A 24791-nucleotide genomic window follows, 5' to 3' on the forward strand; every position below is an offset into this window, starting at 1 on the left:
TTATGAAACGATCCATTCACGACATACTCCTGTTCCTGCTGGTTATTATATCTGCCACAGCCTGCAACCACGATCTCCCTTTCGATCTGAAGGAGAATCCTCCTAAACTGGTGATGAACGCCATCATCAACGCCGATAGCACTTACAACGAACTGTTCCTGAACTTTACCGGCAGAAACCAAATCGGACAAATCAACGGAGCCACTGTGGAAGTACGCATTAACGGTTCTCTCAGCGAAACGCTGCGCCCCGATCCGTACAGCAGCGATAAAGGACGTTTTTATATCAACAGCACTTTCCATCCGGGCGATGTAGTCCGCATAGACGCCATGACAGATGACGGTGCATATCATGCATGGGCAGAAGTCACCGTACCCCAACCTGTCGGGAAGATAGAAAAGGTAGATACAGTCTCTATCATGAGAATACCAAGTAACTATGGTTACGGGACTCCGCCGAGAAGACATCTCCGTTATCAAATCAAAATAAACGACCGTCCGGGAGAGAAGAATTTCTATCGGATCATTGTGGAACAGCGGAAATACTGGAAATACTATTGGCAACAAGGTGAGCAGATTAACTGGGGATCGGCCATGTTGAAAAGTTTTAAGTTGCAAACAAACGAAGACGTGGTATTGACCGACGGCAAGCCAAGTACGGAAGAAGATGACGAAAACGGCCTGTTCGGCAGTGTCACTAACAAGTATGCCATATTTGACGACTCACGTTTCGCGGACGGAAGTTATACAATGACTGTCTATAACGATATTTACGGATGGGGATTCTGGGGAAGTGAATATACATGGATAAAAACAGATGTCTATATCCGCATACTCAGCATCACCGAAAAAGAATATTATTATCTGAGAGCACTGAACCTGCTCGACTCAGATGCCTATGACAATACCTTAAGTGAGCCCATTGCTTTCCCCAGCAATGTGAATGGCGGTACCGGAATGGTTGGATTCAGCGCAGAAACCAACTACATGCTGACGGTTAAAAACCACGCAGTTCCCCCAACGATGCCGGATTTATAAAGAAACCACTATCTTTGTGCCCTAAAAGCACATTTATATGTTTATAATAATCGGAATCATGCTTACAGGCATGCTGCTTGGCTACCTGTTACGGAGCAAAAGGCTCACATGGATACATAAAGTCATCACATTATTAATATGGCTGTTGCTCTTCCTCCTCGGCATCGACGTAGGAGGCAATGAAGCCATCGTGAAAGGACTGCACGCCATCGGGCTGGAAGCCTTCATCATCACCACAGCAGCCGTAGCCGGAAGCACACTGGCTGCATGGGGACTATGGTATCTGCTTTATGCACGCTATCAGAAGAAGGAGGTGAAGCCATGAAAGGCAGCCTTATTATCGTCTCTTTTTTTATCATCGGCACCCTGTGCGGGCTTTATCATCTGATTCCATATGATTTCAGCCAAAGCAAACTCAGTTTTTATGCTTTATGCGGGCTGATGTTTTGTGTCGGCATCAGCATAGGCAATGATCCGCAAACATTGAAAAGTTTCCGGTCACTGAATCCGCGCTTACTCTTCCTGCCCGTAATGACCATTCTGGGCACACTGGCAGGATGTGCCGTAGTCAGTCTCTTTCTATCGCATCGCTCACCGGCCGATTGCATGGCAGTGGGTTCCGGATTCGGGTATTATTCACTCTCAAGCATTTTCATCACCGAATACAAGGGAGCCGAACTGGGAACCATCGCACTGCTCTCAAATATCATGCGCGAAATCATCGCCTTGCTTTGTGCTCCTTTATTGGTAAAGTTCTTCGGAAAACTGGCCCCCATTTCTGTCGGAGGAGCTACCACTATGGATACGACTCTTCCCATTATCACCCGTTGTTCAGGGCAGGAATTCGTCATAGTCTCTATCTTTCATGGTTTCATTGTGGACTTTAGCGTGCCGTTTCTGGTGACACTATTCTGTTCCATATAGGCATCTTATTACAAAACTGTTTCAATTTTCGTAATAAGATTATCTTTTTCACACTTCTTTCTTGATATACATCAAGAAATGACACCTTATTGCCTACTTCCCTTCCCTATCCCTTTTATGTTGAACAACATATTTGTATATTTGCATAGGTAAAAAGAAAAAGCTAAGAGCTTAACAATTGTTTTTAATAGGTATTAAGGGTCCTTATGATAAGGATAAGGACAAAGATTAGTTTTCAGGAATAACAATTAAAAAAGTAGGTATTATGAAAAGATTAGGATTAACATTAGTAGCAGCACTCTGCCTTGCTGCCACCACATTTGCAGCAGAAAATCAACCTACAGTTGCAAAATGGGAAGGTAACATCAATGTGAATAAATTGGGTAAATACCTGAATTTATCTTCTGTACAGGCAGAAGAAGTAGCCAACATTTGTAACTACTTTGACGAGCAGATGGGAAGAGCCACTACGTCAAAAAAGAATAAAGACACCCTGGTTCGTAACGCTGTCTACGGAAATCTGAAGTTGATGAAAAAAACGTTGACGGATGCACAGTACACGAAGTATACTACAATACTGAATATGACTTTGAAGAACAAGGGCATCGAAGTAAAGTAGGAACTTGATTGATGAATAAAAGGATAAAAGGCCGGTGTCGTCGAATGAACTGACACCGGTCTTTTATTTTTATACCAATCACCGACAACCGCGAAGAGGGTTAGCACTATATTCCACTCAGCAAGATCGAAGAACGATAGTCAACACACTATCTACTCCATATACAGCAAACAATACAAGCTAATTATCTTAATTTGTATTTTACCATCTTTTTCGCAGTACATTTTTCTATCAGTTCTTCAATTGCCTAATTTACATACTGTTTAGATAATCCTATTTCATTTGCCAACGTAATAATATCTGCAAGCTTCGGTTCTCCTTTACCATTTATAGTTGTAGTATGATAGCCATTAAATCCGCTACTTGGCAAAATGTCATATGCAGGCGAAAGTTTCCATTCTCCATCAATCCATTGAAACGAGAAGTTTTTAGCATGATCATCTCGGTTGAAAATAAGGACATTAAATACCATCAAACGAAACATTTCTGCGACCTGCTCCATGTCCTTAGTAAGGTTCAGTGTCAACTTTAATAGTAGAGAGTAGTCAAGGCTCGGTATCCTATAATTAGCGTGTAGCAATCCGGCAGCACTTATAGTATGAATTTTACCTTGAGGGGTTCGGTCAAATCGTTCTACTCCAAAATAGCGACCATTAACCAAGCGAGTTTCTGCCATTCGTATTCCACACTCTTTAGCAAGTATTGAGTAGTTATATTCTATTTCTCCCACATTAACAGGATCACTTGTTGCTTTAAACTTCACGAGCCACTCACGACCATCTATCTTAGCAAACACTTTCGGTCGAGCCCCACCGGATGAACCTCCATATTTATAAAGCAAATCGACAGAGCCATCACTCTCCTTGCTTTCAAGTATCTTTTCAACCTCTTTGGACAAACGGTCAAAATCAAGAAACTCATCGTCTGTGACTATGCTTTTATCTGGTCGATATTCCAATGCTCCACGTCCGGTAGAACCAATGAGCGACAGCCGTTCTAAAACATTGAGTTTATATGGATTTATTCCTTTTTCCTGTAGATAACGATCAAGCAAAAGATTCCCCCAACCGTCAGGTAAACTATCATCGAACACTCCGAAATTTCCTCCGACTGAAAAGATTTTCAAATTCATCCGTCATCTCCAATGCAAAAGCAAGCATTACTAATGAACGCAGAGATATTTCTCCAGATGTCTCAAAACGCCTGTAAGAGGCCAAGAAAACCCCTGCCTTTGTTGCAAGCATATTTTGCGTCCATCCCTTTTCCAATCGCCTTTGCTTAACGCGCTGAGCAATACCCGACATTAAAGAGTCGGGTGTTTTATTTATAAGCGATAAAATATAAGCATCTATCATATATTTATTGGTATTACTGCTAAAATATGAGTACTTACAAAGTTAATCATAAATTCACGGTCTCCAAATCAAAAATCAAAGAATAATCATTCTGTAGACATTAAATAGCTTCTTTTTTCTTTTGTCAGTGTATCGGTCATTTCTATAAAAAACAGCTGTAATTATCCAAATATATGAAATATTATTGTTTATTATTTCATGTTTCATTAAGATAAAATCTTAAAATAGTATTTGAAATCCTGTTTGCTATATTTAGGGCTGGGAAATTAATGTTATAGGATCTTGTTGTTAACATTTATTATAGGAGTTTCCCTAATTTCTATTTATAATGATTTTATGCCCAGTTTTTGTTTTTGGAAAGCTATATAGTCTTTATTTTTAATATGTTATCTTCTTGATTGTGTTTTTTCTGTTTTTTACCCATTTGAAATTAACATCTAAACTACTCAAAACCAATATTCAAAAAGCTTTAAAACGTTTATATTTCCGTTCAAAAGAGGATATATAGACTATCGTAAGCAATTCCGCTTGCGGGTAATCCTAAAATTATGTATAATTATTCAAAAGACGGTATCATGGTCTCTACGGTACTTGATGCACGTACAGCCAACAAAGAAGGTAAATATCCTGTTAAAATCAAGGTTTACTATCAAAGAAGGCCCAAGTATTATTCTATTGGTATCTGCATGACGAAAGAAGAGTGGAGCAAGCTGCCGGATAGCAAATCTTCTGAAAGCAGGAAAATCAGATAAGCCATTGAAAGCAGTTTTTCTTTGGTTCGTATGAATGTTGAAGCTCTAGCAGAAAAGGAACATTCTCTTTCAATACGCTCGATTTGCGTTTAGGAAAGGCTACCGGTGACACCCTGAACAGTGTGCCATACGTGCTAAGATCGAGAAACTGAGAAACGAAGAAAGAATCGGTACTATGCAGTTCTACCAAAGTACATTAGTAAGAGATACGTGCGGTTGTTTCCCCCAATTAGAGGCAATAATTGGCAAGTGGGGAAACAAGCCATTACCCGATAATTATATATTTCCCTATATGAAAGGGAATCAGACAACCATAGAGCGTAAAGCGATTGTATGCGATGTTGTCAAGCGAATCAACAAGCATATGGAGTTGATAGGTGAAGAATTGGGTATCGGCAATATCACCACATGCACCGCAAGACACTCATACGCTACCGTATTGAAACGAAGCGGAGCCAACATCTCTTATATAAGGAATCCTTGGGACATACCGACCTGAGGACTACGGAAGCATATCTGGCGAGTTTCGAGAAAGAGGAACGAACTAAGAACCCTAACCTTCTTACCTCGTTTTTGTAGCCTACGGCCTGCTATATGGAGTTATCCTTGCCAGTTACCCAATTTCCCTTACTCAGTGTTGCTGAAACTGTTCGGGGTATTTAATACGCCATTCGACAATGCGCATTTCATTATTTAGTAATCCTATTGCTTCATCAATTAAATGCAAATAGGGCATTTTTTTCTTGCTCAAACCACACACGATACGATTTAAGCCGATGCAAACCAAAGGAGAAATAACGAAGTAAAACGCTATAATCCTGTTCGTTGAAACTGAAATCAGCTAAATGTGTAGCCAATTCTTCAATAGCTTCTGCAAATTCGGATGCAGAAACTTTACGCTGCGAATATTCCGACAATAGACGGAAAAATCTCTGTTGTAATAATTGTTTTATTATAAATTAAAACAGAGTTTAAGTAAGCGATAGATGCACTTATTTAAGCTCTGCAATGATTTTTCGTAAACCATTTCATTCAAATGGAATATTACATCTTTAATTAAAGGAATCTGTTTATAATTGAACAGAAACTACAACTGCATGTGTAAAATAGGATATTCTTTACCTTCTCCGTCTACATTTGACCTTTTGTATATGTTAAAGCCTATATATTTATAAAAACCTACAGCCTGAATATTCTGCTCGTTCACATCGACTTTTGTTACTTGTAAATTATCTATAGCATAAGTAATTAAATTTTTCCCAATTCCTGTGCCTCGATAATTATTGTCTACAAATAACATTTCAAGATTTCCTTCTGCAATTCCCATAAATCCGATTAAGGTTCCCTCTTGTTCAAATCCGAATAGAGTGACATGCTGAAAATATACTGGAAGTTGTTCCTTATAGTATAGAAAATCTTCCTCTTTAAGAAAATCGTGTGTACTCAATACTGCACTTTCCCAAATTTCCATCAAACGTGGATAGTCTGTAATTTTAATTTTTCTAATCATGATTGTTATTGCTATTCAAAACCGCAAAGTTCGGGATTCATACATTCAAAGCACTGAACCTAAGTTAAAAAATACGTTTGCGGATTCGGCTTAGAGCCTGTGGTGTGATACCCAAATAAGAAGCTATATCTTTTAGTGGTATATAGTTTAACGTAATGCCATATTCTTCAATCATCCGTAGATAATACTGTTCAGGAGAATATTTAATCAAGTCGATATTTCTTTTCAAGAGTTTATTCAACAATATAGCATTCAATTCTTCAAATACAGTTTTCACCTTAGGGATAGCAGTATATAGTTCATTTACTTGTTTCTTGTCTATTCGGTAAATAACACTATCTACAATTGTTTGCACATTAAATGCAGACTTTGTTTGTAATGTAAAAGATATGTTTGACATTGAAAACGTACCCTCTTTACAAAACCAAAAAACTTGTTCTTCTCCTTTATGATTAAAAAGCCAACAACGTAATATCCCGTCAAAAACGAAATAACTATACCTTTCTGTTTCTCCTTCCTTAATTAAAAATGTACCTTTACTAATCAATATCCGTTCAAAATATTGGTCAAATAACTTAGATTCCTCTAAATTAAAAGTATTGATGCTAAGATTAAATTCTTTAAGTAGTTTTTCTAAAAGCATAATCTAAATGCAATTCATAATATACTTACTCATTTGATATATTCACTATTACTTCTGTTCTCCTTATTTAACTTTTCATATTCAGTGAGATATATTTTCAGCGACAAAGATATAAATTAATATTCACTGAATATATTTTTCAGAAGTTTTCATAGTCGTTTTTTATATTTTTGATTATCAAGAAACTAAAGTATCTATGTGTTGCTCTGTTTTCGATTTCATACTTTTAGCTATCTTTCTTAGAATACTTTTGTTACTTCTGAAAAAGATAGAATCTTTGTGATGGAGTTATTTGAGGAATGAAAGAACACTGAAAACAAAGGCAGTTAACACGTTGTTAAACCGTTACCCTTTTCAAAACACTTTTTCATAAATCACTGTATTAAAATAAAATACATCATAACACAATAGTACCAGCGACGGTGTGGCGACTGATTGCCAACACTTGCTGGAGTGACATAGGGGCAAAAGGAAGGTATCTGATAGCGGCACTGAATAAGGCAAAAGGAAATAAACGGATAGGGCAAATCCCCTGTGTATAGTTGACAAAAAAGCAAGTATATTGGCTCTATACTGCAGAGACCTTCAGTGAGGCTAAAAGTAAAAATCAAACTTAACAAGCTGAAATACAAACTATTCAAAGTTAAAAACATCTGTCAGTAAAAGCTTTGTTTTAACACAGAGTTAAAGTTTATTCTTTGAATGCAAATAACAAGTGTTTTAAATGCAAAAGGCTTGTTATTTGCACACAAGAATAAAATAAACGGAATTTGACATTAACATTGTTAAACAGCCGGTTTTCCCCTTACAATTCAGCTCAACAATACTCCCTCTTAAACCAAAGTTCGAATACAGGATCAGAAAACACATACAGTTCCCCCTCCTTCTCAATAAAATCACGTTCGGTCAGCATGCGTTTGTTGCGGGTGATGGTTTGTGCACTTCCCAATTCATATTTCCGCACTACAGGAATAGAATTGAAGCGGTATTCACCATTGGCTACGGCACGTAACATGGCAGTTTGCGCAGCGGTCAGATTTTCAGTATCATTCATGAACATAGGCATATTGGTATCTATCAATTGCCGGGTACGCATTTCAATGGTTTCGTCAGTCACTTTGTCGGAAGTGCCACTCCAGACGAAGTAACACAACTGTTGCAGATACCATGAATGGCACTTCACGATGTCACACAGCTGTTCGGCTTGCTCTTTGCTGATTTCTTTATTCGTCCGCTTGAAGGCATTGACGATAAAAGGTAGCCACTCCTCCTTCTTAATCTTTTGCAGGAATAGTACCTGCCCGAAACGATAGAAAGGATTGGATGAGTTGTTGAAAATATCCAGCATCATGTGTCGTTTGCTTCCGTAGAAGCAATAAGATACTTGTTGCTGTTTTTGCCAGACAGAACGCATTTTACCTTCCAGATCTCTGTAGCCGGATAGTTGTGCCAGTTGTTGAAATTCGTCGATGCAGACTATCAGCCGTATGCTTTTGGCTATGGCTATCTTTTCGGGCAATTTCAGTATTTCCATAACATCCCTTTCTTCCAATTCGAATTTCAAGTCAAAAGACATCGTATCGGTAGGGGTGCTTTTCAGCGTGATACTGGGTGAAACAGTTTTCAAAAAGTGTCTTACATCTTCCAATCGTTTTTCAAGCGTAGATGCAGCGCAAGCGATGACTTCACGGGCAAAGATCCGGTAGAACTCGGATTCGGTCTTGATACTGAATGCATCGATATAACAGACACGAACCTGTTTATCTTCATGCATCAACTCGTCCATCGCTACTTTGACAAGTGAAGATTTTCCCCAACGACGTGGAGAGATGAGCATTACGTTAATACCCGAACCTAACAACTCTTTCAGTTGTTTGCGTTCTTCTACCCGGTTGACAAAATTCTCTTTATCGACCAGTGTACCATACTGAAAAGGTGATTTCATAAGCTGTTTCCTTCTTTATCATAGAACAAAGATACAAATTATACATCAATGTATAATACATCAATGTATAATTTTAGTAATTATCCACATTTCCTTCATCCTTCCACCCGTTTACACTGCATCAATTCACTTAATTTCCTTTTTTGTCACCTCTCTAATTTCAGAAACACGCACATCCCAAAAACAGGCATAGAAGCATCATTTAATGGTCACCATGGTTGCTCCGAAGCCATATTCCTGAAATGAAGCATCCTGATAGCGGCAATTACTATATTTTCGCTTTAATTCATCAATCAATGCTTTACGAAGCACTCCGTCACCTTTGCCATGAATGAAAACTATTTTTTGTTCACGTTTGGTTTTGTACTTCTCCATCACTTCACGGAATTTATCCAACTGATAATTCAGTATCTCGGCATTCCCCATGCCACGTGTGTCATCCAGCAGCTCGTTGATGTGCAAGTCCACTTCAAGAATTTCATTCTTTCCACCACGTTTCACAATCGGTTGTGACTTAGGTTTATCCACTTCTTTCTTCCGGATCAGTACAGACTGCAGTTCCTCAGCCGAAACAAATACCTGACGGGTAGGAACATCGTCTTTCACAATATCATAAACCAAAGCCGGCTGTTCAAAGAAGTCCGACTCACGGAATGTATGCAGCTTATAGAACTTCACCGTATCGATACGCAGCTCCACACAAACCGCAGGTTTCAAAGGTGCTGTCCGTCCATCTTTAAAAGTAATGAACTGAACAGCTACATGCTCCATTTCATTCAGCATATCTTTAGTAAACTCTTCCAGCAAAAGCTTCGTATTGGGTTCCACCAGTCCATGCGAACGGGTTTTCCAAGCCTTTCCTTCGGCACTCTGATACGTATAATACAAATAATAATTGCTGTCATTTACCAAATAAGCCTCAAACGAAGTACTGCTGATAGCTTTCACGTCTTCGGGCACATAAGCCAGAAAAACATTTAAAACATCACCACCCCGCACTTCGGCCGGACGAACTACCGGAATCTCAGGCTTTACCGGTTTGACGGGTTCTTCGGGTTTCTTTGGCGCAGGAGCAGCCTTCCGGGTCATATTATAATCATCCGTATCGATCACCACACACTCGCGTATCTGCATCGGGATATCAAATCCATCAGCATCTTCCACCAATACAATATCTTTTCCCCGGAATCCCTTTACGATTCCTCCGCCCACCTCACTGAGGAAGCGCACTTTATCACCTATTTTCATCGTTCTGTTTACAATTTACCATTTACAATCTACAAATTAAGGCAAATATAACTACTTTTGTCGTCGCAAAGAAAGAAATGATGAAAGAAAACCCGAAACATATCCGTATTAGCGAATACAATTATTCATTGCCGGATGAACGTATCGCTAAATTCCCGTTGCCTATGCGGGACCAGTCTAAGTTACTTATTTACCGTCACGGCGAAGTCAGCGAAGATGTATTCACCTCCTTACCGGAACACTTGCCTGCCGGAAGTCTGATGATATTCAACAATACCAAGGTTATTCAGGCACGACTCCATTTCCGCAAAGAGACAGGAGCCTTAATCGAAGTTTTTTGTCTGGAACCGATTCAACCTAACGACTATGTACTCAATTTCCAGCAAACGGAACATGCGGCGTGGCTTTGCATGATCGGTAACCTGAAAAAATGGAAAGACGGTCCGTTACGTCGTGAAATGACTGTAAAAGGTTTCCCCATCACCCTGACGGCTACTCGTGGCGAGTGTCGTGGAACCAGTCATTGGATAGATTTCAACTGGGATAATCCGGAAGTCACCTTTGCCGATATTCTTGAAGTATTCGGCGAGTTACCCATCCCTCCATATCTCAACCGGGATACGGAAGAAAGTGATAAAGAGACCTATCAGACAGTCTATTCAAAAATAAAAGGCTCGGTGGCCGCTCCTACGGCAGGTTTACATTTCACCCCTCGTGTACTGGATGCCCTGACCGAAAAAGGGATCGACCTCGAGGAACTGACCCTCCATGTTGGCGCCGGTACTTTTAAACCGGTAAAAAGTGAAGAGATAGAGGGACACGAAATGCATACGGAATATATATCCGTATCACGCAGTATTATCAAAAAGCTGATAGACCACGACGCTTGTGCCATTGCCGTAGGAACAACTTCCGTACGTACCCTTGAAAGTCTCTACCACATCGGTGTAACGCTGGCCAACAACCCGGAAGCTACGGAAGAACAATTGCGTGTAAAACAGTGGCAACCTTACGAAACGGAATGTGACGTACGCCCTGTTGTAGCTTTACAGAAGATATTAGGTTATCTCGACCGTCACGGTATGGAAGCATTGCACACCAGTACACAAATTATTATTGCTCCGGGGTACAAATACAAAATAGTCAAAGCAATGGTTACCAATTTTCATCAGCCACAGAGCACCCTGCTATTATTGGTCTCGGCATTTGTCAAAGGGAACTGGCGTACAATTTACGACTATGCACTCAGCCACGATTTCCGCTTCCTGAGCTACGGCGATTCATCCTTATTAATACCTTAAGATATGCAAAGCGATAATAATCAGGAAATGTTTCCCATCGTAGACGAACAGGGAACTATTACAGGAGCTGCTACACGCGGCGAATGCCATAGCGGAAGCAAGCTATTGCATCCGGTTGTCCATCTGCACGTATTCAACTCAAAAGGTGAACTTTACTTGCAGAAACGCCCTGAATGGAAGGATATACAGCCGGGCAAATGGGATACCGCCGTAGGCGGACACATCGATCTGGGAGAGAGTGTAGAAATAGCTTTAAAGAGAGAGGTCGCCGAAGAATTAGGTATCACGGACTTCACACCGGAACTCCTGACAAGTTATGTCTTTGAGTCTTCCCGTGAACGGGAGTTAGTCTTTGTGCATAAAACAGTATACGACGGAGCAATACATCCCAGCGATGAATTAGATGGCGGACGTTTCTGGAGCTATGAAGAAATCAAAACGAATTTAGGAAAAGGTGTCTTCACACCGAACTTTGAAAGTGAAATAGAAAAAGCAGGGATTTTCTCTTCTACTTCCCCCAAAGAGGCTGTGTAGAAACTCTTTTCACTACGGAGTAACACAGAGTAGCACAGAGTCTTTTTATTAATAATCAACAACTTAAAATCGTCTCTGTGTTACTCTGTGTCCTCTGTGGTGAGTTTTGACACATTAAATCACTTCTTTTCTATCCAACTGATAATAGTCTCAGAAAAAGGACTTTCTTTAGGAGCTGCGAAACCAACCCAATTTCCATTCTCATCAATCATAAACTTCTGAAAATTCCACTGTACGGGCGCATCCTGCTTCCCGTTCAGTTTCTTCTCAGTCAGCCACTGATAAAGTGGAGCCATATCTTTACCCTTTACCGAAATCTTGGCCATCATCGGGAAAGTAACATCATAATTTGCCGAACAGAACTTGGCTATCTCTTCGTTCGTACCCGGTTCTTGCCCCATAAAGTTATTGGCAGGAAAAGCTATAATCACAAAATTCCGATCTTTATACTGATCGTACAACTCCTGTAACTCGGCATACTGTGGCGTCAGTCCGCACTTGGAAGCGACATTAACCACCAATACCTTCTTGCCTTTAAGGTCTGCCAGTTTATACTCTTTGCCATCTATGGTCTTCACAGAGAAGTCATAGAACGATTTACTCTGCGCAGCCATCGATAATGAGAGTACCAAGACTGCTACAAAAGAAAAAATTGCTTTCATATTCTATTATTTGGTTCATCAAATAATTAACAAGCAGCCCGGACAGAATGTTTGAAAACGTTCTACTCCTCAGACATCGAATAAGGTTTAGCCTCCTTGGCAAGCCCTCTCTTCTTGTTTGGAGAAGCAGACATTTCAAATTCAAGTATTCCCCCTGCCAAGAGATCGGCATGGGTAATATACATTTTATCGTAAACTTTTCCGTTGAGCTTTGCCTGTCGAACATAGCGGTTGCGATCGTTCACTTTCGGTGCTTTTATCTCAAAAGTGTTTCCATTAGGCAGATTCATACGGATGTATGGAAGATAAGGTGCTCCCAACACGTATTGATCGGTACCCGGACAAACGGGATAGAATCCCATTGCCGTAAACAGATACCAGGCAGACATCTGCCCGCAATCGTCATTGCCCCCCAGGCCGTCAATATCATTTTTGTACATCCGGTTCATCACCTCACGCACCCAATATTGTGTTTTCCAGGGCTGGGAAGTCCATGCATACAAATAGGGAATATGATGACTGGGTTCGTTGCCATGCACGTACCCTCCTACCAAACTCACCTCGGCGATATCTTCATTCTTTTCATAATATTTCCGGGGAAGTGCCATAGAGAAGAGTGTGTCCAGCCGGTTGACAAATTTCTTTTCACCACCCATCAACCCGATCAATCCGGTTACATCATGCGGCACATGGAAAGAGAAATTCCATGAGTTTCCTTCAATAAAACCTTCACCGTAGGTCTGCATAGCATCAAACTCTTTCTTAAATTCGCCGTTGCTATAGCGAGGGCGGGCAAAACCGACAGAAGCATCAAAAACATTCCGATAATTATCCGCCCTTTTCTTATAAATATCGGCTAACCGTTTATCTCCCGCCAACAAAGCCACCCGGTAAATGGTCCAGTCGTCATAAGCATATTCCAACGTAGTAGATGCAGCCGTTCCACTCTGATCAAAAGGCACATATCCCAATCGTTTATACGCTTCAATGCCTTCATAATAAGACACATTTGCCGTATGATCCATCGCCGGCAAAGCCTCCCGGACGGATATTCCGGCACCTTTGACAATCGCGTCAGCCAAAGCAGATACAGCATGATAACCGCTCATACACCAGCCTTCATTCCCCATCAGACTCCATACCGGCAACATGCCATGCACACTCTGCTGCTGATGCCGAATCATAGACTGCACCATGTCTCTATTCTGCCGGGGTTTAAGCAAATTCAAAAAAGGATGTTCTGCACGGTACGTATCCCATAAGGAGAAAATAGTATAATTGGTAAATCCTTCGGCTGTATGGATATTATGATCGAGCCCGCGATAACTACCGTCTACATCCATATAGACAGACGGATTAATCATCGTATGATACAGTGAAGTATAAAACATGGCAAGCTGGTCGGGGGTTCCTTTGGCCTCAAGCACATCCAATTCACGATTCCATGCCGAATGTGTCTCGGCTGCCAGCCGGCTGAAAGTCTTTCCGCCAGCCTCAGCCTGCAAATTTTTTAAAGCCCCTTCTGTGCTCACTGCCGAAAGAGCGACTTTAATTATCAGTTCCGGATTCTGCCGGGTATCGAAGTTGAAATAAGCCACCAGTTTCCGTCCGGTCATTTCCGGGAAATTCCGGTCGGTATTGAACCGTCGCCAGAATCCTTTATACAAAGCCTTCTCTTTATCTGTATATCCATAGTCTTTGATGGGTTGAGACAAGGATATGGCAAAATAAGTATAGTTGGTGCGGGCCCACCCGTTCGTGATACGATACCCCGTCAGCAATGTATCATTTTCTACGCGTATATTAGCCCACAACGTTTTCCCGTCATAATTATAGATGCCGTGTACCAGGTCAAGAATAATGCGTCCGTCGGCACCGTCCGGAAAAGTATATTTATGTATCCCTACCCGTTGGGTAGCTGTCAACTGTGCTTTTATACCGTAATCTGTAAGCTCCACTTCATAATAGCCCGGACGAGCCACTTCAGTTTCATGGCTGAAACGGGAATGGTATCCTTCGTCTGGGGTGTCCGCCCTTCCGGGATTCAGTTTCAATTCACCTGTAGCAGGCATAATCAAGATATCCCCCAGATCAGAATGTCCCGTACCACTCAAGTGGGTATGACTGAATCCTACTATTGTTTGATCGCGATGCTGGTACCCGGCACAATATTCATATGCATTTTTTTGATAAACTCCATCCACATTGTGAGGAATTGTATCCGTATCAGGGCTCAACTGTACAAGTCCGAACGGAGCGCAGGCCCCGGGAAAGGTGTGCCCCATACCATTGGTTCCGATAATGGGATTGACAAGTGCGCATACATCCGATACCGCCGGCTGTTGAGCCGTCACTGTCATAAATGCCGGGATGAATGCCAGCAAGGAAAGTGCTTTTTTCTTCATAATCTTATTATTGTGATGTGTTGTTGATATGCAAAGATAGCCTTTTTCAACAATTCCGTTCCACTTCATTCCCACATTTTGCCATTTCACCTGCCAATCTTTCCACCTCGCAATTTTTCATCAACAACAAAAGTTTCAGCGATCTACCTTTGTACCGATATTCAAACACTTAAGGATTATGTTTAAAGCTATCGTACGTTTTTCTATAAAGAAGAAACTATTCGTAGGACTCACTACCCTCTTTCTTCTTATCGGAGGCATTTATGCGATGATGACCTTGCCAATTGATGCCGTACCGGACATCACCAACAATCAGGTACAAATCGTAACTGTCTCGCCGACACTTGCCCCACAGGAAGTAGAGCAACTGATCACAATGCCCATCGAAATTGCCATGAGCAATATCATGAATGTGGAAGATATCCGTTCGGTAAGTCGCTTCGGACTATCGGTAGTGACAGTTGTATTTAAAGAGAGTGTACCGACCTTGGATGCCCGGCAACTGATTAACGAACAGATACAATCCGTAGCAGGAGAAATTCCATCGGAATTGGGTATGCCGGAAATGATGCCCATCACTACCGGATTGGGAGAAATCTACCAATATATCCTAAAGGTAGAATCCGGTTACGAAAACAAATATGATGCGATGGAACTCCGCACAATTCAGGATTGGATGGTGAAACGCCAATTATCCGGCATACCGGGTATTGTGGAAATTAATAGTTTTGGCGGATACCTGAAACAATATGAAGTAGCCGTTGATCCGGATGCGCTCTTTTCGCTGAATATCACCATCGGTGAGGTGTTCGAAGCTTTAAGCAAAAACAATCAGAACACCGGAGGAAGCTATATTGAGAAGGCTCGAAATGCTTATTATATCCGTTCAGAGGGAATGATCAGCCGCACTAAAGACATCGAGCAGATTGTTGTTGCCAACCGCAACGGCATTCCTGTGCACATTAGTGATGTAGGTACTGTCCGCTTTGGAGCTCCAAAGCGGTTTGGCGCAATGACCAAAGACGGAAATGGTGAATGTGTAGGAGGCATTGCGATGATGTTGAAAGGAGCCAACGCCAACGTTGTGACACAAGAGTTGGAAAAAAGGGTGGAAAAAATACAGAAACTATTACCCGAAGGGGTAAGTATAGAGCCTTATCTGAATCGTTCGGAACTTGTCAACCGAAATATCTCCACCGTCATACACAACCTGATAGAAGGTGCAATTATCGTATTCGTAGTACTTATCATTTTCCTGGGTAACGTACGTGCAGGACTCATCGTAGCCTCAGTTATCCCACTGGCCATGCTGTTTGCATTTATCCTTATGCGTATTTTCGGTGTGACAGCCAACCTGATGAGTCTCGGTGCCATCGACTTCGGTATTGTGGTAGACGGTTCTATTGTAATAGTAGAAGGTATATTAGCTCACCTCTACGGCAATAAACTAAAAGGCCGCACTTTATCGAAAACAGAAATGGATGAAGAAGTGGAGAAGGGTGCTTCGGGGGTAGTACGTTCGGCTACATTTGCCGTTTTCATCATCCTGATCGTATTCTTCCCCATCCTGACTCTGAACGGAATTGAAGGAAAATATTTTACTCCAATGGCAAAGACACTGGTATTCTGCATTATCGGAGCCCTATTACTCTCTCTGACTTATGTACCGATGATGGCTTCCCTCTTCCTGAAACACACCATTGTGGTAAAACCTACGTTTGCCGACCGTTTCTTTAAAAAACTTAATGTCATATACCAACGTTGCCTATGCTTCTGCCTGCGTTTCAAATGGCAGACAGTCACTATAGCTTTCGCTGCTTTAATAGGTTCTTTCTTATTCTTCGGACGTTTGGGAGCAGAATTTATCCCTACTTTGGACGAAGGCGATTTTGCCATGCAAATGACATTACCGGCCGGAAGTTCACTCTCTGAAAGTATTGAAGTATCCAACCAGGCCGAAAAGGTTTTGATGGATCAATTTCCGGAAATCAAACATGTAGTTGCCAAAATCGGAACTGCCGAGGTTCCTACCGATCCAATGGCTGTGGAAGATGCCGATGTGATGATTGTAATGAAACCCTTCAAGGAATGGACCTCTGCTTCGAGCAGGGCGGAAATGGTAGAAAAGATGAAAGAAGCCCTCCTGCCTTTAGAGAACCGTGCAGAATTCAACTTCTCTCAACCCATTCAGTTGCGTTTTAACGAGCTGATGACCGGAGCTAAGGCTGACATAGCGGTCAAGCTATACGGCGAAGACACTCACGAACTTTATGCAAAAGCGAAAGAGGCTGCAAAGTTTGTCGAACAGATTCCGGGCGCTGCTGATGTCATTGTCGAGCAAACCATGGGATTACCCCAACTGGTAGTAAAATACAACCGGGGGAAAATAGCCCGTTATGGCATTAACATCGAGGAATTAAACACAATGATCCGTACAGCTTATGCCGGCGAAGTAAGCGGAGTAGTATTTGAAAACGAAAGAAGATTCGATTTGGTAGTACGCCTCGATCAAGAGAAAGTGGCAGACCTGAACCTCGATAAACTCTTTATCCGTACTTCAGAAGGAGTACAGATTCCTGTCAGCGAAGTGGCAAGTATTGACCTGGTAAGCGGTCCACTCCAAATTAACCGGGATGCCACTAAACGCCGCATCGTGATCGGAGTCAATGTGCGCGATGCCGACATTCAACAGGTAGTATCAGAAATCCAACAAACATTGGACAAAAACATCCGGTTGAAACCGGGATATTATTTTGAATACGGGGGGCAGTTTGAAAATCTGCAGAACGCCATCCGTACACTGACTATCGTAATACCGGTAGCCCTGATGTTGATCCTGCTGATTTTATTCTTCGCTTTCAAGAATGTAACCTATACACTGGTGGTATTCTCTACAGTGCCATTATCATTAATAGGTGGTATCCTGGCTCTTTGGCTACGCGGACTCCCGTTCAGTATTTCGGCAGGAGTAGGATTCATCGCATTGTTTGGGGTATCTGTGCTCAATGGAATTCTGATGATTAACCACTTCAACGACTTAAGAAAACAAAATAAATATGCCATGACCACTAATCAGATTATAAAAAAAGGAACACCACACCTGCTACGTCCGGTATTCCTAACCGGGCTGGTAGCTTCACTGGGTTTCGTACCGATGGCCATTGCCACATCCGCCGGAGCTGAAGTACAACGCCCACTGGCAACTGTTGTAATCGGAGGCTTGATTCTATCAACCATATTGACCCTGATTATCCTTCCGGTTTTTTATAAAATAGTAAATGCGACAAGTGCCGGTTGGAAACAACCTAAGAGACGGTTGCATCTGTTCATCCTGCTACCGGCACTTCTGCTGAGTGCCACCGTCACAGCACAAGCGCCACAAACCGTCAGCCTGGAACAAGCAATAAAAATAGCCAGACAGAACCATCCAAGGCTTAAGACAGCCACAACCGCCATCCGGCAGGCACAGGCCACAAGAGGCGAGATTGTAGAAGCCTCCCCTACCACATTCAGTTACTCCTGGGGACAACTGAACGGCGAAAACAAGAAAGATAAAGAAATGGTTCTCGAACAAAACCTGGGTTCACTATTGACACCGTTCTACAAGAATACCCTTATCAACCGTCAAGTACAAACCGGCACTTACTACCGCCAAATGGTAGAAAAAGAAGTAACGGCAGAAGTAAAACGTGCATGGGCTTATTATCAGTATGCTTCAGCAATATGTTCACTTTATCGCGACCAAGATCGCATGGCTGCTGAATTAAAGCGCATCAGCGAACTGAGATACGAACAAGGAGAAATCACCCTGTTGGAAAAAAACATGATGGCTACATCGGCTGCGGACCTGCACAACCGACTCTTTCAGGCACAAGAAGAAGAAAAAATGGCTCTTACCCGTTTTCAATGGAGTTGCTACGCAGATGCGCCCATCATACCGGAAAACACGAGCATGCAGCTCTTCCCGACAAATATTCAGCCAGGAAGCGTATCCGAAGCCCATCTCGGATTTTTCAACAGCCAGATTTCCGAAACACGGGCAGCACTGAACGTAGAGCGCAGTCGTTTCTTTCCGGAACTCAGCATAGGATATAGCCGCCAAAATATTCTGCCCCTGAAAAACCTGAATGCATGGATGGTGGGGGTATCATTTCCTATCTACTTCTTACCACAAAAGAGCCGGATCAAACAAGCAAAACTTGCCGCTTCTGCCGCACAAATACAAGCAGAAGCCAATATTCGCGAATTGAACAATAAAGTTACTGAACTGAGTGCCACCTTACGCCGTCACGAAGAGAGTCTCCGGTTTTATACCTCGTCTGCACTCAAAGAAGCAGACGAATTAATCAAGGTGGCTAATCTACAATTGCAACACAGCGAAACGAGCATCGCGGAATTTATCCAATCGGTCAGTGCCGCACGTGAAATACGCAAAGGTTATATCGAAACGGTATATCAATATAACATCGCCTCACTGGAGTATGAACTTTATCAATAACCTGTTGAAACATAAATAATATGAAAAGAATATTTTATCCCATTCTCTTGTTGGCTCTTATAGCATGCAAAGAGACAAAACAAACTTCCGAAACAGCAACAACAGCTCCTTCCATCGCTAAGGTACAAACAGATACTACTGCTACGCAAGTGGATGGAATTACATCAGCCACCTCAAAACCCAATCAAGTATCTTTCAACGGAACTATCGTACTATCTCCCCAACGCCAGGCCACCGTAGCCCTTACCATGGGAGGAGTAGTAAGAAACACTTCACTTTTACCGGGACAACAGGTGCAGAAAGGTACCCTGCTGGCAACCCTTGAGAATCCGGACTTCATCATGTTGCAACAGACCTACCTTGACAGTCATGCCCAAACAGAATATTTGCAAGCGGAATATGAACGCCAAAAGTCACTCTCAGCCGAACAGGCCGCTTCGCAAAAAAAGTTTCAACAAAGCAAAGCAGACTACTTATCAATGAAAAGCAAACTGGAAGCTACAGCTGCACAACTTTCCTTATTAGGTATTACCCCTGAAGAATTATTGAAAAGTGGTATACAGCCTCTGTTGCAGGTGAAAGCTCCTATAAGCGGCTATATCAGCGATGTAACCATGAATATAGGCAAATACATTCAACCCGGAGAAGCGCTTTGTGAGGTCATTGACAAATCATCTCCCCTACTCTGCCTGACAACTTATGAAAAAGACCTGGCAGATATGAAGGTAGGCAGCCCCGTCCAATTCCGGGTAAACGGCATGGGCAAAACAGTATTTAAAGCTACCTTGGTCTCAATCGGGCAGAAAGTAGATGAAACGAGTCGTTCACTCGAAGTATACGCCCGGATTGACAGCACCGCTCCACAGTTCCGTCCCGGCATGTATGTAACAGCAAGAATACAGAAATAATCCGGTAGATTATCTTATCTTTGTTCCCATGAAAAGAATCAGAGCTCTATATAACGATAAATACCTTCTGTCCACGGTTATCATTTCAATGGCTGTGGCGGTACTTATCCACTTCCCCGAATCCGTCTCCCTCTTTGACGGGTTTGAGAGCCATACCCTTTTCCCAGGCATGAAATTTGCAGATGTAGCCAACGAGATTATCTTCACTTTCCTCTCACTATTGGCCCTGTTCGCTGTCAACACAAGATTGTTTCATTTCAATCAGACCTCGATGAAAATCACGTGGCAAAAGATTGTTCTCTCTTTTGTACTGACCTGGATATTGAGTAACCTATTGGGACAATGTTTTGTCTATCTGCACAAAACATTCGATATTCCCGCAATCGATGCCATGGTACACCACTACCTGCACCCATTACGCGATTTTATCATGTCATGCCTTGTCACCAGCAGTTGTTACATCATCTACCTGATCCGCCGTCAACAACAAGTAATCATTGAAAATGAACAATTGCAGGCAGAGAACATACGCAACCAGTTCGAAGTATTGAAAAACCAGCTGAATCCACATATGCTATTCAATTCGCTCAACACGCTGCGTTCACTCGTCCGTGAAAATCAAGACCGGGCACAAGATTACATTCAAGAATTGTCACGCGTATTACGCTATACATTGCAAGGCAACGAATCTCAATCTGTCACCTTACGTGAAGAAATGGATTTTGTATCGGCCTACATCTTTCTTTTAAAAATGCGCTTTGAAGATAATCTGCAATTCGAAATTGACATAGAATGTAACCTTGAAGACTATTTTCTACCACCTATGTCGATACAGATGTTAATTGAAAACGCTGTAAAACACAATGAAATCAGTAACCGTCGTCCGCTCACCATCACAATCGTCACCGATCCGGAGGGCAGCCTCTCTGTAAGTAACCCTATCCAACCTAAACTGACAGCAGCCACCGGTACCGGCATCGGACTGGCTAACCTCGACAAACGTTACCATCTCTTGTTCCGGCAGGAAATACAAATCACAGAAGATAGTAACTTTACCGTTCGTATACCCCTCATCCGGAAATACCCATGAAAACAATTATCATTGAAGACGAAAAAGCAGCAATACGGAATCTGACTTCACTCCTCACCGAAGTCTGTCCGCAAATAGAAATGGTGACGGAACTCGACAGCATTGCCGGCACCATCGAATGGTTTGCCAGCCACCCTATGCCTGAATTGATATTTATGGATATCCATCTGGCGGACGGTTCGGCATTTGAGATATTCGAACACATCCACATCACATGTCCCATTATTTTCACGACTGCCTACGACGAATATGCTTTACGGGCCTTCAAAGTCAACAGTATCGATTATCTGCTGAAACCCATCGGACGAAAAGATGTAGAACAGGCACTGGAAAAGTTATCTCTCTTCAGTTCCAACACATCCGGACCCGCTGGCCTGGAAACAGACGAACTGTTGAAACTGATACGTTCATTAAAAAAACAAGAAAGCTATAAAACCCATTTCCTGATTCCAGTGAAAGGGGATAAACTACTCCCGGTTTCGGTCGATATGATCATGTTGTTCTATATCAAAGACTGCCAGGTGAAAGCTGTCCTGACAGATAATACGGAATACTCCTTTCCACAGACTCTTGATGAGTTGACGGAATGTCTGGATCCGGCACTCTTTTTCCGCGCAAACCGACAATACCTGCTTTCACGAGAAGCTATCAAGGATATAGACCTCTGGTTCAACAGCCGCCTCTCCATCAATCTACGTCATCCGGTTGCGGGGGAAAAGATTCTGGTGAGCAAGGCACGTGTAGCCGAGTTTAAAGAGTGGTTCTGTGTTAAATAATTAAGGAATAAAAAACAAATATTAATGCAAGCTTGCAGGATACCCCTGCAAGCCGTATCTTTGTAACCCTAATTCTAAATACTCAAATATGGCTTTCACCAACAACGTAATGATTGTACGCCACAAGTTGCTGGCAAAACTGGTAAATCTCTGGAAAGAGAACAAACTGACTAATGAAATTGACAGACTTCCCATTGAACTGAGCCCACGCCGTTCACGCCCGCTCGGACGCTGCTGCATCCACAAAGAGCGTGCAGTGTACAAATACAAGCTGTTCCCGTTGTTGGGCTTCGACATGACAGATGAAGCAGATGAACTCACTCCGCTTTCAGAGTATGCCCGTCACGCCCTGGAGCGTAAAAACGAACAAAAAGAAAACATACTCTGTGTCATCGACGAGGCGTGTTCATCCTGTGTACAGGTCAATTACGAGATAACCAACCTCTGTCGTGGTTGTGTGGCTCGCAGTTGCTACATGAACTGTCCTAAAGACGCTATCCGCTTCCGGAAAAACGGACAGGCAAAGATCGACCATGACGCCTGTATCAGTTGTGGAAAATGCCATCAAAGTTGCCCGTACCACGCCATCGTATTCATTCCGGTACCTTGCGAAGAAGCCTGCCCTGTGAAAGCCATCAGCAAAGACGAAAACGGTATCGAACACATTGACGAAAACAAATGCATCTACTGTGGCAAATGCCTCAACGCTTGTCCTTTCGGGGCTATCTTCGAAATCTCACAAGCCTTTGATGTGCTCGAAGGTATCCGCCGCGGTGAAAAAATGGTTGCAATTCCCGCTCCTTCCATTCTCGGACAATTCAACACATCGATCGAGGCAGTATACGGTGCACTCCGCCAAATGGGATTTGCCGATGTGGTCGAAGTGGCTCAAGGAGCCATGGATACCGTAAGCCACGAAGCTGCCGAACTGAAAGAAAAGCTGGAAGAGGGACAACCATTCATGACAACCTCTTGCTGCCCATCCTACATCGAACTGGTAAACAAGCATATACCGGGAATGAAGCCTTATGTTTCTTCTACCGGATCACCGATGTATTATGCCGCCCGTATCGCCAAAGAACGCCATCCGGACGCAAAAATCGTATTCATCGGCCCATGCGTAGCCAAACGTAAAGAAGCCCGTCGCGACGAATGTGTAGACTATATACTCACTTTTGAGGAAATGGCTTCCATCTTCGAAGGATTGGATATCCAGCTTGAACAGACACAACCGTTCTCTGTACTCTACACTTCAGTGCGCGAAGCACACGGCTTCGCACAAGCCGGAGGCGTGATGGGAGCGATTCAGGCATATCTGGGCGAAGAGGCAAAGAGATTCTCTGCCATCCAGGTTTCAGACCTGAATAAGAAAAACATAGGTTTACTGCGTGCTGCTGCCAAAACAGGCAAAGCGCAAGGACAATTCATCGAAGTCATGGCTTGCGAAGGCGGATGTATCAGTGGCCCCAGCGCCCATAATGACGCTGTCGGCGGACGCCGGCAGTTGAACCAGGAACTGATAAAACGCCGCGAATCATATGAAGAGACTCATAGATAAATTAAAGGGGGAACACACCCTCACCAACGAAGAGTTTGCACACCTGCTATCGCATTATGATGACGAAACTCTGGCATACATCAACCTGCAGGCACGCGAAGTGGCCAACGCACACTTTGGAAAAGGGGTCTACATACGCGGACTCATTGAAATAAGTAATTACTGCCGGAACAATTGCAAATACTGTGGTATCCGGAAGGATAATTGGCAAGCCGACCGATACCGCCTCAGCAAAGAAATGATTCTGGATTGCTGCGAACACGGCTACAAGCTCGGTTTTCGCTCATTCGTTCTTCAGGGAGGAGAAGATCCGAAACGATCTGATTACGACATGGAGGAGATCATCGCGGAAATCCGCCGGTGCTATCCGGAGTGTGCCATTACATTATCCATCGGCGAGAAACCACCGAAAGCCTACGAACGCTATTTCATGAAAGGAGCCAACCGCTACCTGTTACGTCACGAAACAATCGACAGGGGACATTACTATTGTCTGCACCCTTACGAAATGTCCAACGAGAGGCGTATCAAATGCCTCCACGAGCTGAAACGAATCGGTTATCAGACAGGAACAGGTATCATGGTGGGCAGCCCTCTTCAAACTGTAGAATACTTGATAGAAGATATCCGCTTTATTGAAAGTTTTCATCCGGAAATGATTGGCATCGGCCCCTTCATTCCCCATCAGCGAACTCCATTTTGTGACGAAAAGCCGGGCAGCGTGGAACTGACCCTGTTACTGCTTTCCATCTTCAGGCTGATGCACCCCCAGGCGCTGATCCCTTCGACAACGGCATTGGCAAGCTTGGCACCGGATGGAAGAGTACGTGGCATCCTTGCCGGAGCCAATGTGGTCATGCCCAATCTGTCACCCATTATTGTGAGAAATAAATATGACCTGTACGACCAGAAAGTAGCTTTCGGTGCCGAAGCTGCCGAAGGACTTGCCCTGCTGGAAAAGCAACTGGCAGATGTCGGATACCACATCGACTACAGCAGGGGAGACTATAACGACTAATCAATAAA

21 protein-coding genes and 1 pseudogene are annotated in these 24791 nt (G+C 42.8%); 13 read left to right on the plus strand and 9 right to left on the minus strand.

The window, feature by feature from the left end:
- The first annotated feature begins 2 nt into the window (after nucleotides 1-2).
- The 4 genes from KO473_RS18355 (at nucleotide 3) to KO473_RS18370 (ending at nucleotide 2580) form a co-directional block, all read left to right on the plus strand.
- The gene (locus KO473_RS18355; protein WP_122130661.1) at nucleotides 3-1037 is read left to right on the plus strand and encodes a DUF4249 domain-containing protein; all 1035 of its coding nucleotides are present in this window, start codon (nucleotides 3-5) and stop codon (nucleotides 1035-1037) included.
- Between the two features lie 37 nt (nucleotides 1038-1074).
- The gene (locus tag KO473_RS18360) at nucleotides 1075-1362 is read left to right on the plus strand and encodes a LysO family transporter (protein WP_005808502.1); all 288 of its coding nucleotides are present in this window, start codon (nucleotides 1075-1077) and stop codon (nucleotides 1360-1362) included.
- Nucleotides 1359-1961 (plus strand): lysine exporter LysO family protein, encoded by a 603-nt coding sequence (locus KO473_RS18365; RefSeq protein WP_005781476.1) that lies wholly within the window; start codon nucleotides 1359-1361, stop codon nucleotides 1959-1961. The genes KO473_RS18360 and KO473_RS18365 overlap by 4 nt, the downstream gene beginning before the upstream one ends.
- Before the next feature lie 265 nt (nucleotides 1962-2226).
- The gene (locus KO473_RS18370) at nucleotides 2227-2580 is read left to right on the plus strand and encodes a hypothetical protein (protein ID WP_005808506.1); all 354 of its coding nucleotides are present in this window, start codon (nucleotides 2227-2229) and stop codon (nucleotides 2578-2580) included.
- Between the two features lie 247 nt (nucleotides 2581-2827).
- Here the strand turns inward: KO473_RS18370 and KO473_RS18375 are convergent, their stop codons facing one another.
- Complete coding sequence (locus KO473_RS18375) at nucleotides 2828-3712, minus strand: type II toxin-antitoxin system HipA family toxin (protein ID WP_005821864.1); 885 nt, start codon at nucleotides 3710-3712, stop codon at nucleotides 2828-2830.
- Nucleotides 3663-3935: a helix-turn-helix domain-containing protein gene (locus tag KO473_RS18380; protein ID WP_005821865.1), complete on the minus strand. Its 273-nt coding sequence runs from the start codon at nucleotides 3933-3935 to the stop codon at nucleotides 3663-3665. The genes KO473_RS18375 and KO473_RS18380 overlap by 50 nt, the downstream gene beginning before the upstream one ends.
- A gap of 548 nt (nucleotides 3936-4483) precedes the next feature.
- Here KO473_RS18380 and KO473_RS18385 point away from each other — a divergent pair.
- Nucleotides 4484-5266 (plus strand): annotated as a pseudogene (locus KO473_RS18385) (tyrosine-type recombinase/integrase).
- Between the two features lie 134 nt (nucleotides 5267-5400).
- On the opposite strand, the gene KO473_RS23545 reads toward KO473_RS18385, so the two are convergent.
- The 5 genes from KO473_RS23545 to KO473_RS18405 all read right to left on the minus strand — a co-directional run bounded on the left by KO473_RS23545 (nucleotide 5401) and on the right by KO473_RS18405 (nucleotide 10033).
- Entirely contained in the window at nucleotides 5401-5640 is a 240-nt protein-coding gene (locus KO473_RS23545; RefSeq protein WP_081305273.1) for a hypothetical protein, read from the minus strand.
- 134 nt (nucleotides 5641-5774) lie between these two features.
- Nucleotides 5775-6197: a GNAT family N-acetyltransferase gene (locus KO473_RS18390; RefSeq protein ID WP_065739518.1), complete on the minus strand. Its 423-nt coding sequence runs from the start codon at nucleotides 6195-6197 to the stop codon at nucleotides 5775-5777.
- A 64-nt stretch (nucleotides 6198-6261) separates the two neighbouring features.
- Nucleotides 6262-6840, minus strand: coding sequence for a Crp/Fnr family transcriptional regulator (locus KO473_RS18395; RefSeq protein ID WP_065739519.1), 579 nt, complete (start codon nucleotides 6838-6840; stop codon nucleotides 6262-6264).
- Nucleotides 6841-7657: 817 nt separating this feature from the next.
- Nucleotides 7658-8785 (minus strand): ATP-binding protein, encoded by a 1128-nt coding sequence (locus KO473_RS18400; RefSeq protein WP_122130660.1) that lies wholly within the window; start codon nucleotides 8783-8785, stop codon nucleotides 7658-7660.
- A 198-nt stretch (nucleotides 8786-8983) separates the two neighbouring features.
- A complete protein-coding gene (locus tag KO473_RS18405; protein ID WP_005781479.1) occupies nucleotides 8984-10033 on the minus strand; it encodes a DUF2027 domain-containing protein in 1050 nt (349 codons plus the stop codon).
- A gap of 80 nt (nucleotides 10034-10113) precedes the next feature.
- On the opposite strand from KO473_RS18405, the gene KO473_RS18410 reads away from it, so the two are divergent.
- Nucleotides 10114-11334 carry an S-adenosylmethionine:tRNA ribosyltransferase-isomerase gene (locus KO473_RS18410; RefSeq protein WP_122130670.1) on the plus strand — a complete coding sequence of 407 codons (1221 nt, stop codon included), beginning with the start codon at nucleotides 10114-10116 and terminating at the stop codon, nucleotides 11332-11334.
- Between the two features lie 3 nt (nucleotides 11335-11337).
- Complete coding sequence (locus KO473_RS18415) at nucleotides 11338-11868, plus strand: NUDIX domain-containing protein (protein ID WP_005808522.1); 531 nt, start codon at nucleotides 11338-11340, stop codon at nucleotides 11866-11868.
- Nucleotides 11869-11987: 119 nt separating this feature from the next.
- On the opposite strand, the gene KO473_RS18420 is transcribed toward KO473_RS18415, so the two are convergent.
- Both KO473_RS18420 and KO473_RS18425 read right to left on the minus strand, forming a co-directional pair.
- The gene (locus KO473_RS18420) at nucleotides 11988-12530 is read right to left on the minus strand and encodes a glutathione peroxidase (RefSeq protein WP_005781482.1); all 543 of its coding nucleotides are present in this window, start codon (nucleotides 12528-12530) and stop codon (nucleotides 11988-11990) included.
- A 62-nt stretch (nucleotides 12531-12592) separates the two neighbouring features.
- Nucleotides 12593-14935 carry a GH92 family glycosyl hydrolase gene (locus KO473_RS18425; RefSeq protein ID WP_122130669.1) on the minus strand — a complete coding sequence of 781 codons (2343 nt, stop codon included), beginning with the start codon at nucleotides 14933-14935 and terminating at the stop codon, nucleotides 12593-12595.
- 178 nt (nucleotides 14936-15113) lie between these two features.
- On the opposite strand from KO473_RS18425, the gene KO473_RS18430 reads away from it, so the two are divergent.
- The 6 genes from KO473_RS18430 to hydE all read left to right on the plus strand — a co-directional run bounded on the left by KO473_RS18430 (nucleotide 15114) and on the right by hydE (nucleotide 24783).
- The gene (locus KO473_RS18430; RefSeq protein ID WP_122130659.1) at nucleotides 15114-19433 is read left to right on the plus strand and encodes a CusA/CzcA family heavy metal efflux RND transporter; all 4320 of its coding nucleotides are present in this window, start codon (nucleotides 15114-15116) and stop codon (nucleotides 19431-19433) included.
- A 20-nt stretch (nucleotides 19434-19453) separates the two neighbouring features.
- Entirely contained in the window at nucleotides 19454-20341 is an 888-nt protein-coding gene (locus tag KO473_RS18435; RefSeq protein ID WP_005808529.1) for an efflux RND transporter periplasmic adaptor subunit, read from the plus strand.
- A gap of 28 nt (nucleotides 20342-20369) precedes the next feature.
- Nucleotides 20370-21431: a sensor histidine kinase gene (locus tag KO473_RS18440; RefSeq protein ID WP_005808531.1), complete on the plus strand. Its 1062-nt coding sequence runs from the start codon at nucleotides 20370-20372 to the stop codon at nucleotides 21429-21431.
- Nucleotides 21428-22207, plus strand: a complete 780-nt coding sequence (locus KO473_RS18445; RefSeq protein ID WP_005781490.1) for a LytTR family DNA-binding domain-containing protein — start codon at nucleotides 21428-21430, stop codon at nucleotides 22205-22207. Before KO473_RS18440 ends, KO473_RS18445 begins: the two co-directional genes overlap by 4 nt.
- Before the next feature lie 88 nt (nucleotides 22208-22295).
- A complete protein-coding gene (locus KO473_RS18450) occupies nucleotides 22296-23765 on the plus strand; it encodes a monomeric [FeFe] hydrogenase (protein WP_032529799.1) in 1470 nt (489 codons plus the stop codon).
- The gene (gene hydE / locus KO473_RS18455; protein WP_122130658.1) at nucleotides 23746-24783 is read left to right on the plus strand and encodes a [FeFe] hydrogenase H-cluster radical SAM maturase HydE; all 1038 of its coding nucleotides are present in this window, start codon (nucleotides 23746-23748) and stop codon (nucleotides 24781-24783) included. The genes KO473_RS18450 and hydE overlap by 20 nt, the downstream gene beginning before the upstream one ends.
- Nucleotides 24784-24791: the final 8 nt, after the last annotated feature.

The organism is Bacteroides sp. HF-4919, assembly GCF_018860125.1.

Bases quoted from the DNA above. Each gene is read 5' to 3' on its own strand.
- KO473_RS18355 (WP_122130661.1), top strand. From the start codon at position 3: ATGAAACGATCCATTCACGACATACTCCTGTTCCTGCTGGTTATTATA.
- KO473_RS18360 (WP_005808502.1), top strand. From the start codon at position 1,075: ATGTTTATAATAATCGGAATCATGCTTACAGGCATGCTGCTTGGCTAC.
- KO473_RS18365 (WP_005781476.1), top strand. From the start codon at position 1,359: ATGAAAGGCAGCCTTATTATCGTCTCTTTTTTTATCATCGGCACCCTG.
- KO473_RS18370 (WP_005808506.1), top strand. From the start codon at position 2,227: ATGAAAAGATTAGGATTAACATTAGTAGCAGCACTCTGCCTTGCTGCC.
- KO473_RS18375 (WP_005821864.1), bottom strand. From the start codon at position 3,712: ATGAATTTGAAAATCTTTTCAGTCGGAGGAAATTTCGGAGTGTTCGAT.
- KO473_RS18380 (WP_005821865.1), bottom strand. From the start codon at position 3,935: ATGATAGATGCTTATATTTTATCGCTTATAAATAAAACACCCGACTCT.
- KO473_RS18390 (WP_065739518.1), bottom strand. From the start codon at position 6,197: ATGATTAGAAAAATTAAAATTACAGACTATCCACGTTTGATGGAAATT.
- KO473_RS18395 (WP_065739519.1), bottom strand. From the start codon at position 6,840: ATGCTTTTAGAAAAACTACTTAAAGAATTTAATCTTAGCATCAATACT.
- KO473_RS18400 (WP_122130660.1), bottom strand. From the start codon at position 8,785: ATGAAATCACCTTTTCAGTATGGTACACTGGTCGATAAAGAGAATTTT.
- KO473_RS18405 (WP_005781479.1), bottom strand. From the start codon at position 10,033: ATGAAAATAGGTGATAAAGTGCGCTTCCTCAGTGAGGTGGGCGGAGGA.
- KO473_RS18410 (WP_122130670.1), top strand. From the start codon at position 10,114: ATGAAAGAAAACCCGAAACATATCCGTATTAGCGAATACAATTATTCA.
- KO473_RS18415 (WP_005808522.1), top strand. From the start codon at position 11,338: ATGCAAAGCGATAATAATCAGGAAATGTTTCCCATCGTAGACGAACAG.
- KO473_RS18420 (WP_005781482.1), bottom strand. From the start codon at position 12,530: ATGAAAGCAATTTTTTCTTTTGTAGCAGTCTTGGTACTCTCATTATCG.
- KO473_RS18425 (WP_122130669.1), bottom strand. From the start codon at position 14,935: ATGAAGAAAAAAGCACTTTCCTTGCTGGCATTCATCCCGGCATTTATG.
- KO473_RS18430 (WP_122130659.1), top strand. From the start codon at position 15,114: ATGTTTAAAGCTATCGTACGTTTTTCTATAAAGAAGAAACTATTCGTA.
- KO473_RS18435 (WP_005808529.1), top strand. From the start codon at position 19,454: ATGAAAAGAATATTTTATCCCATTCTCTTGTTGGCTCTTATAGCATGC.
- KO473_RS18440 (WP_005808531.1), top strand. From the start codon at position 20,370: ATGAAAAGAATCAGAGCTCTATATAACGATAAATACCTTCTGTCCACG.
- KO473_RS18445 (WP_005781490.1), top strand. From the start codon at position 21,428: ATGAAAACAATTATCATTGAAGACGAAAAAGCAGCAATACGGAATCTG.
- KO473_RS18450 (WP_032529799.1), top strand. From the start codon at position 22,296: ATGGCTTTCACCAACAACGTAATGATTGTACGCCACAAGTTGCTGGCA.
- hydE (WP_122130658.1), top strand. From the start codon at position 23,746: ATGAAGAGACTCATAGATAAATTAAAGGGGGAACACACCCTCACCAAC.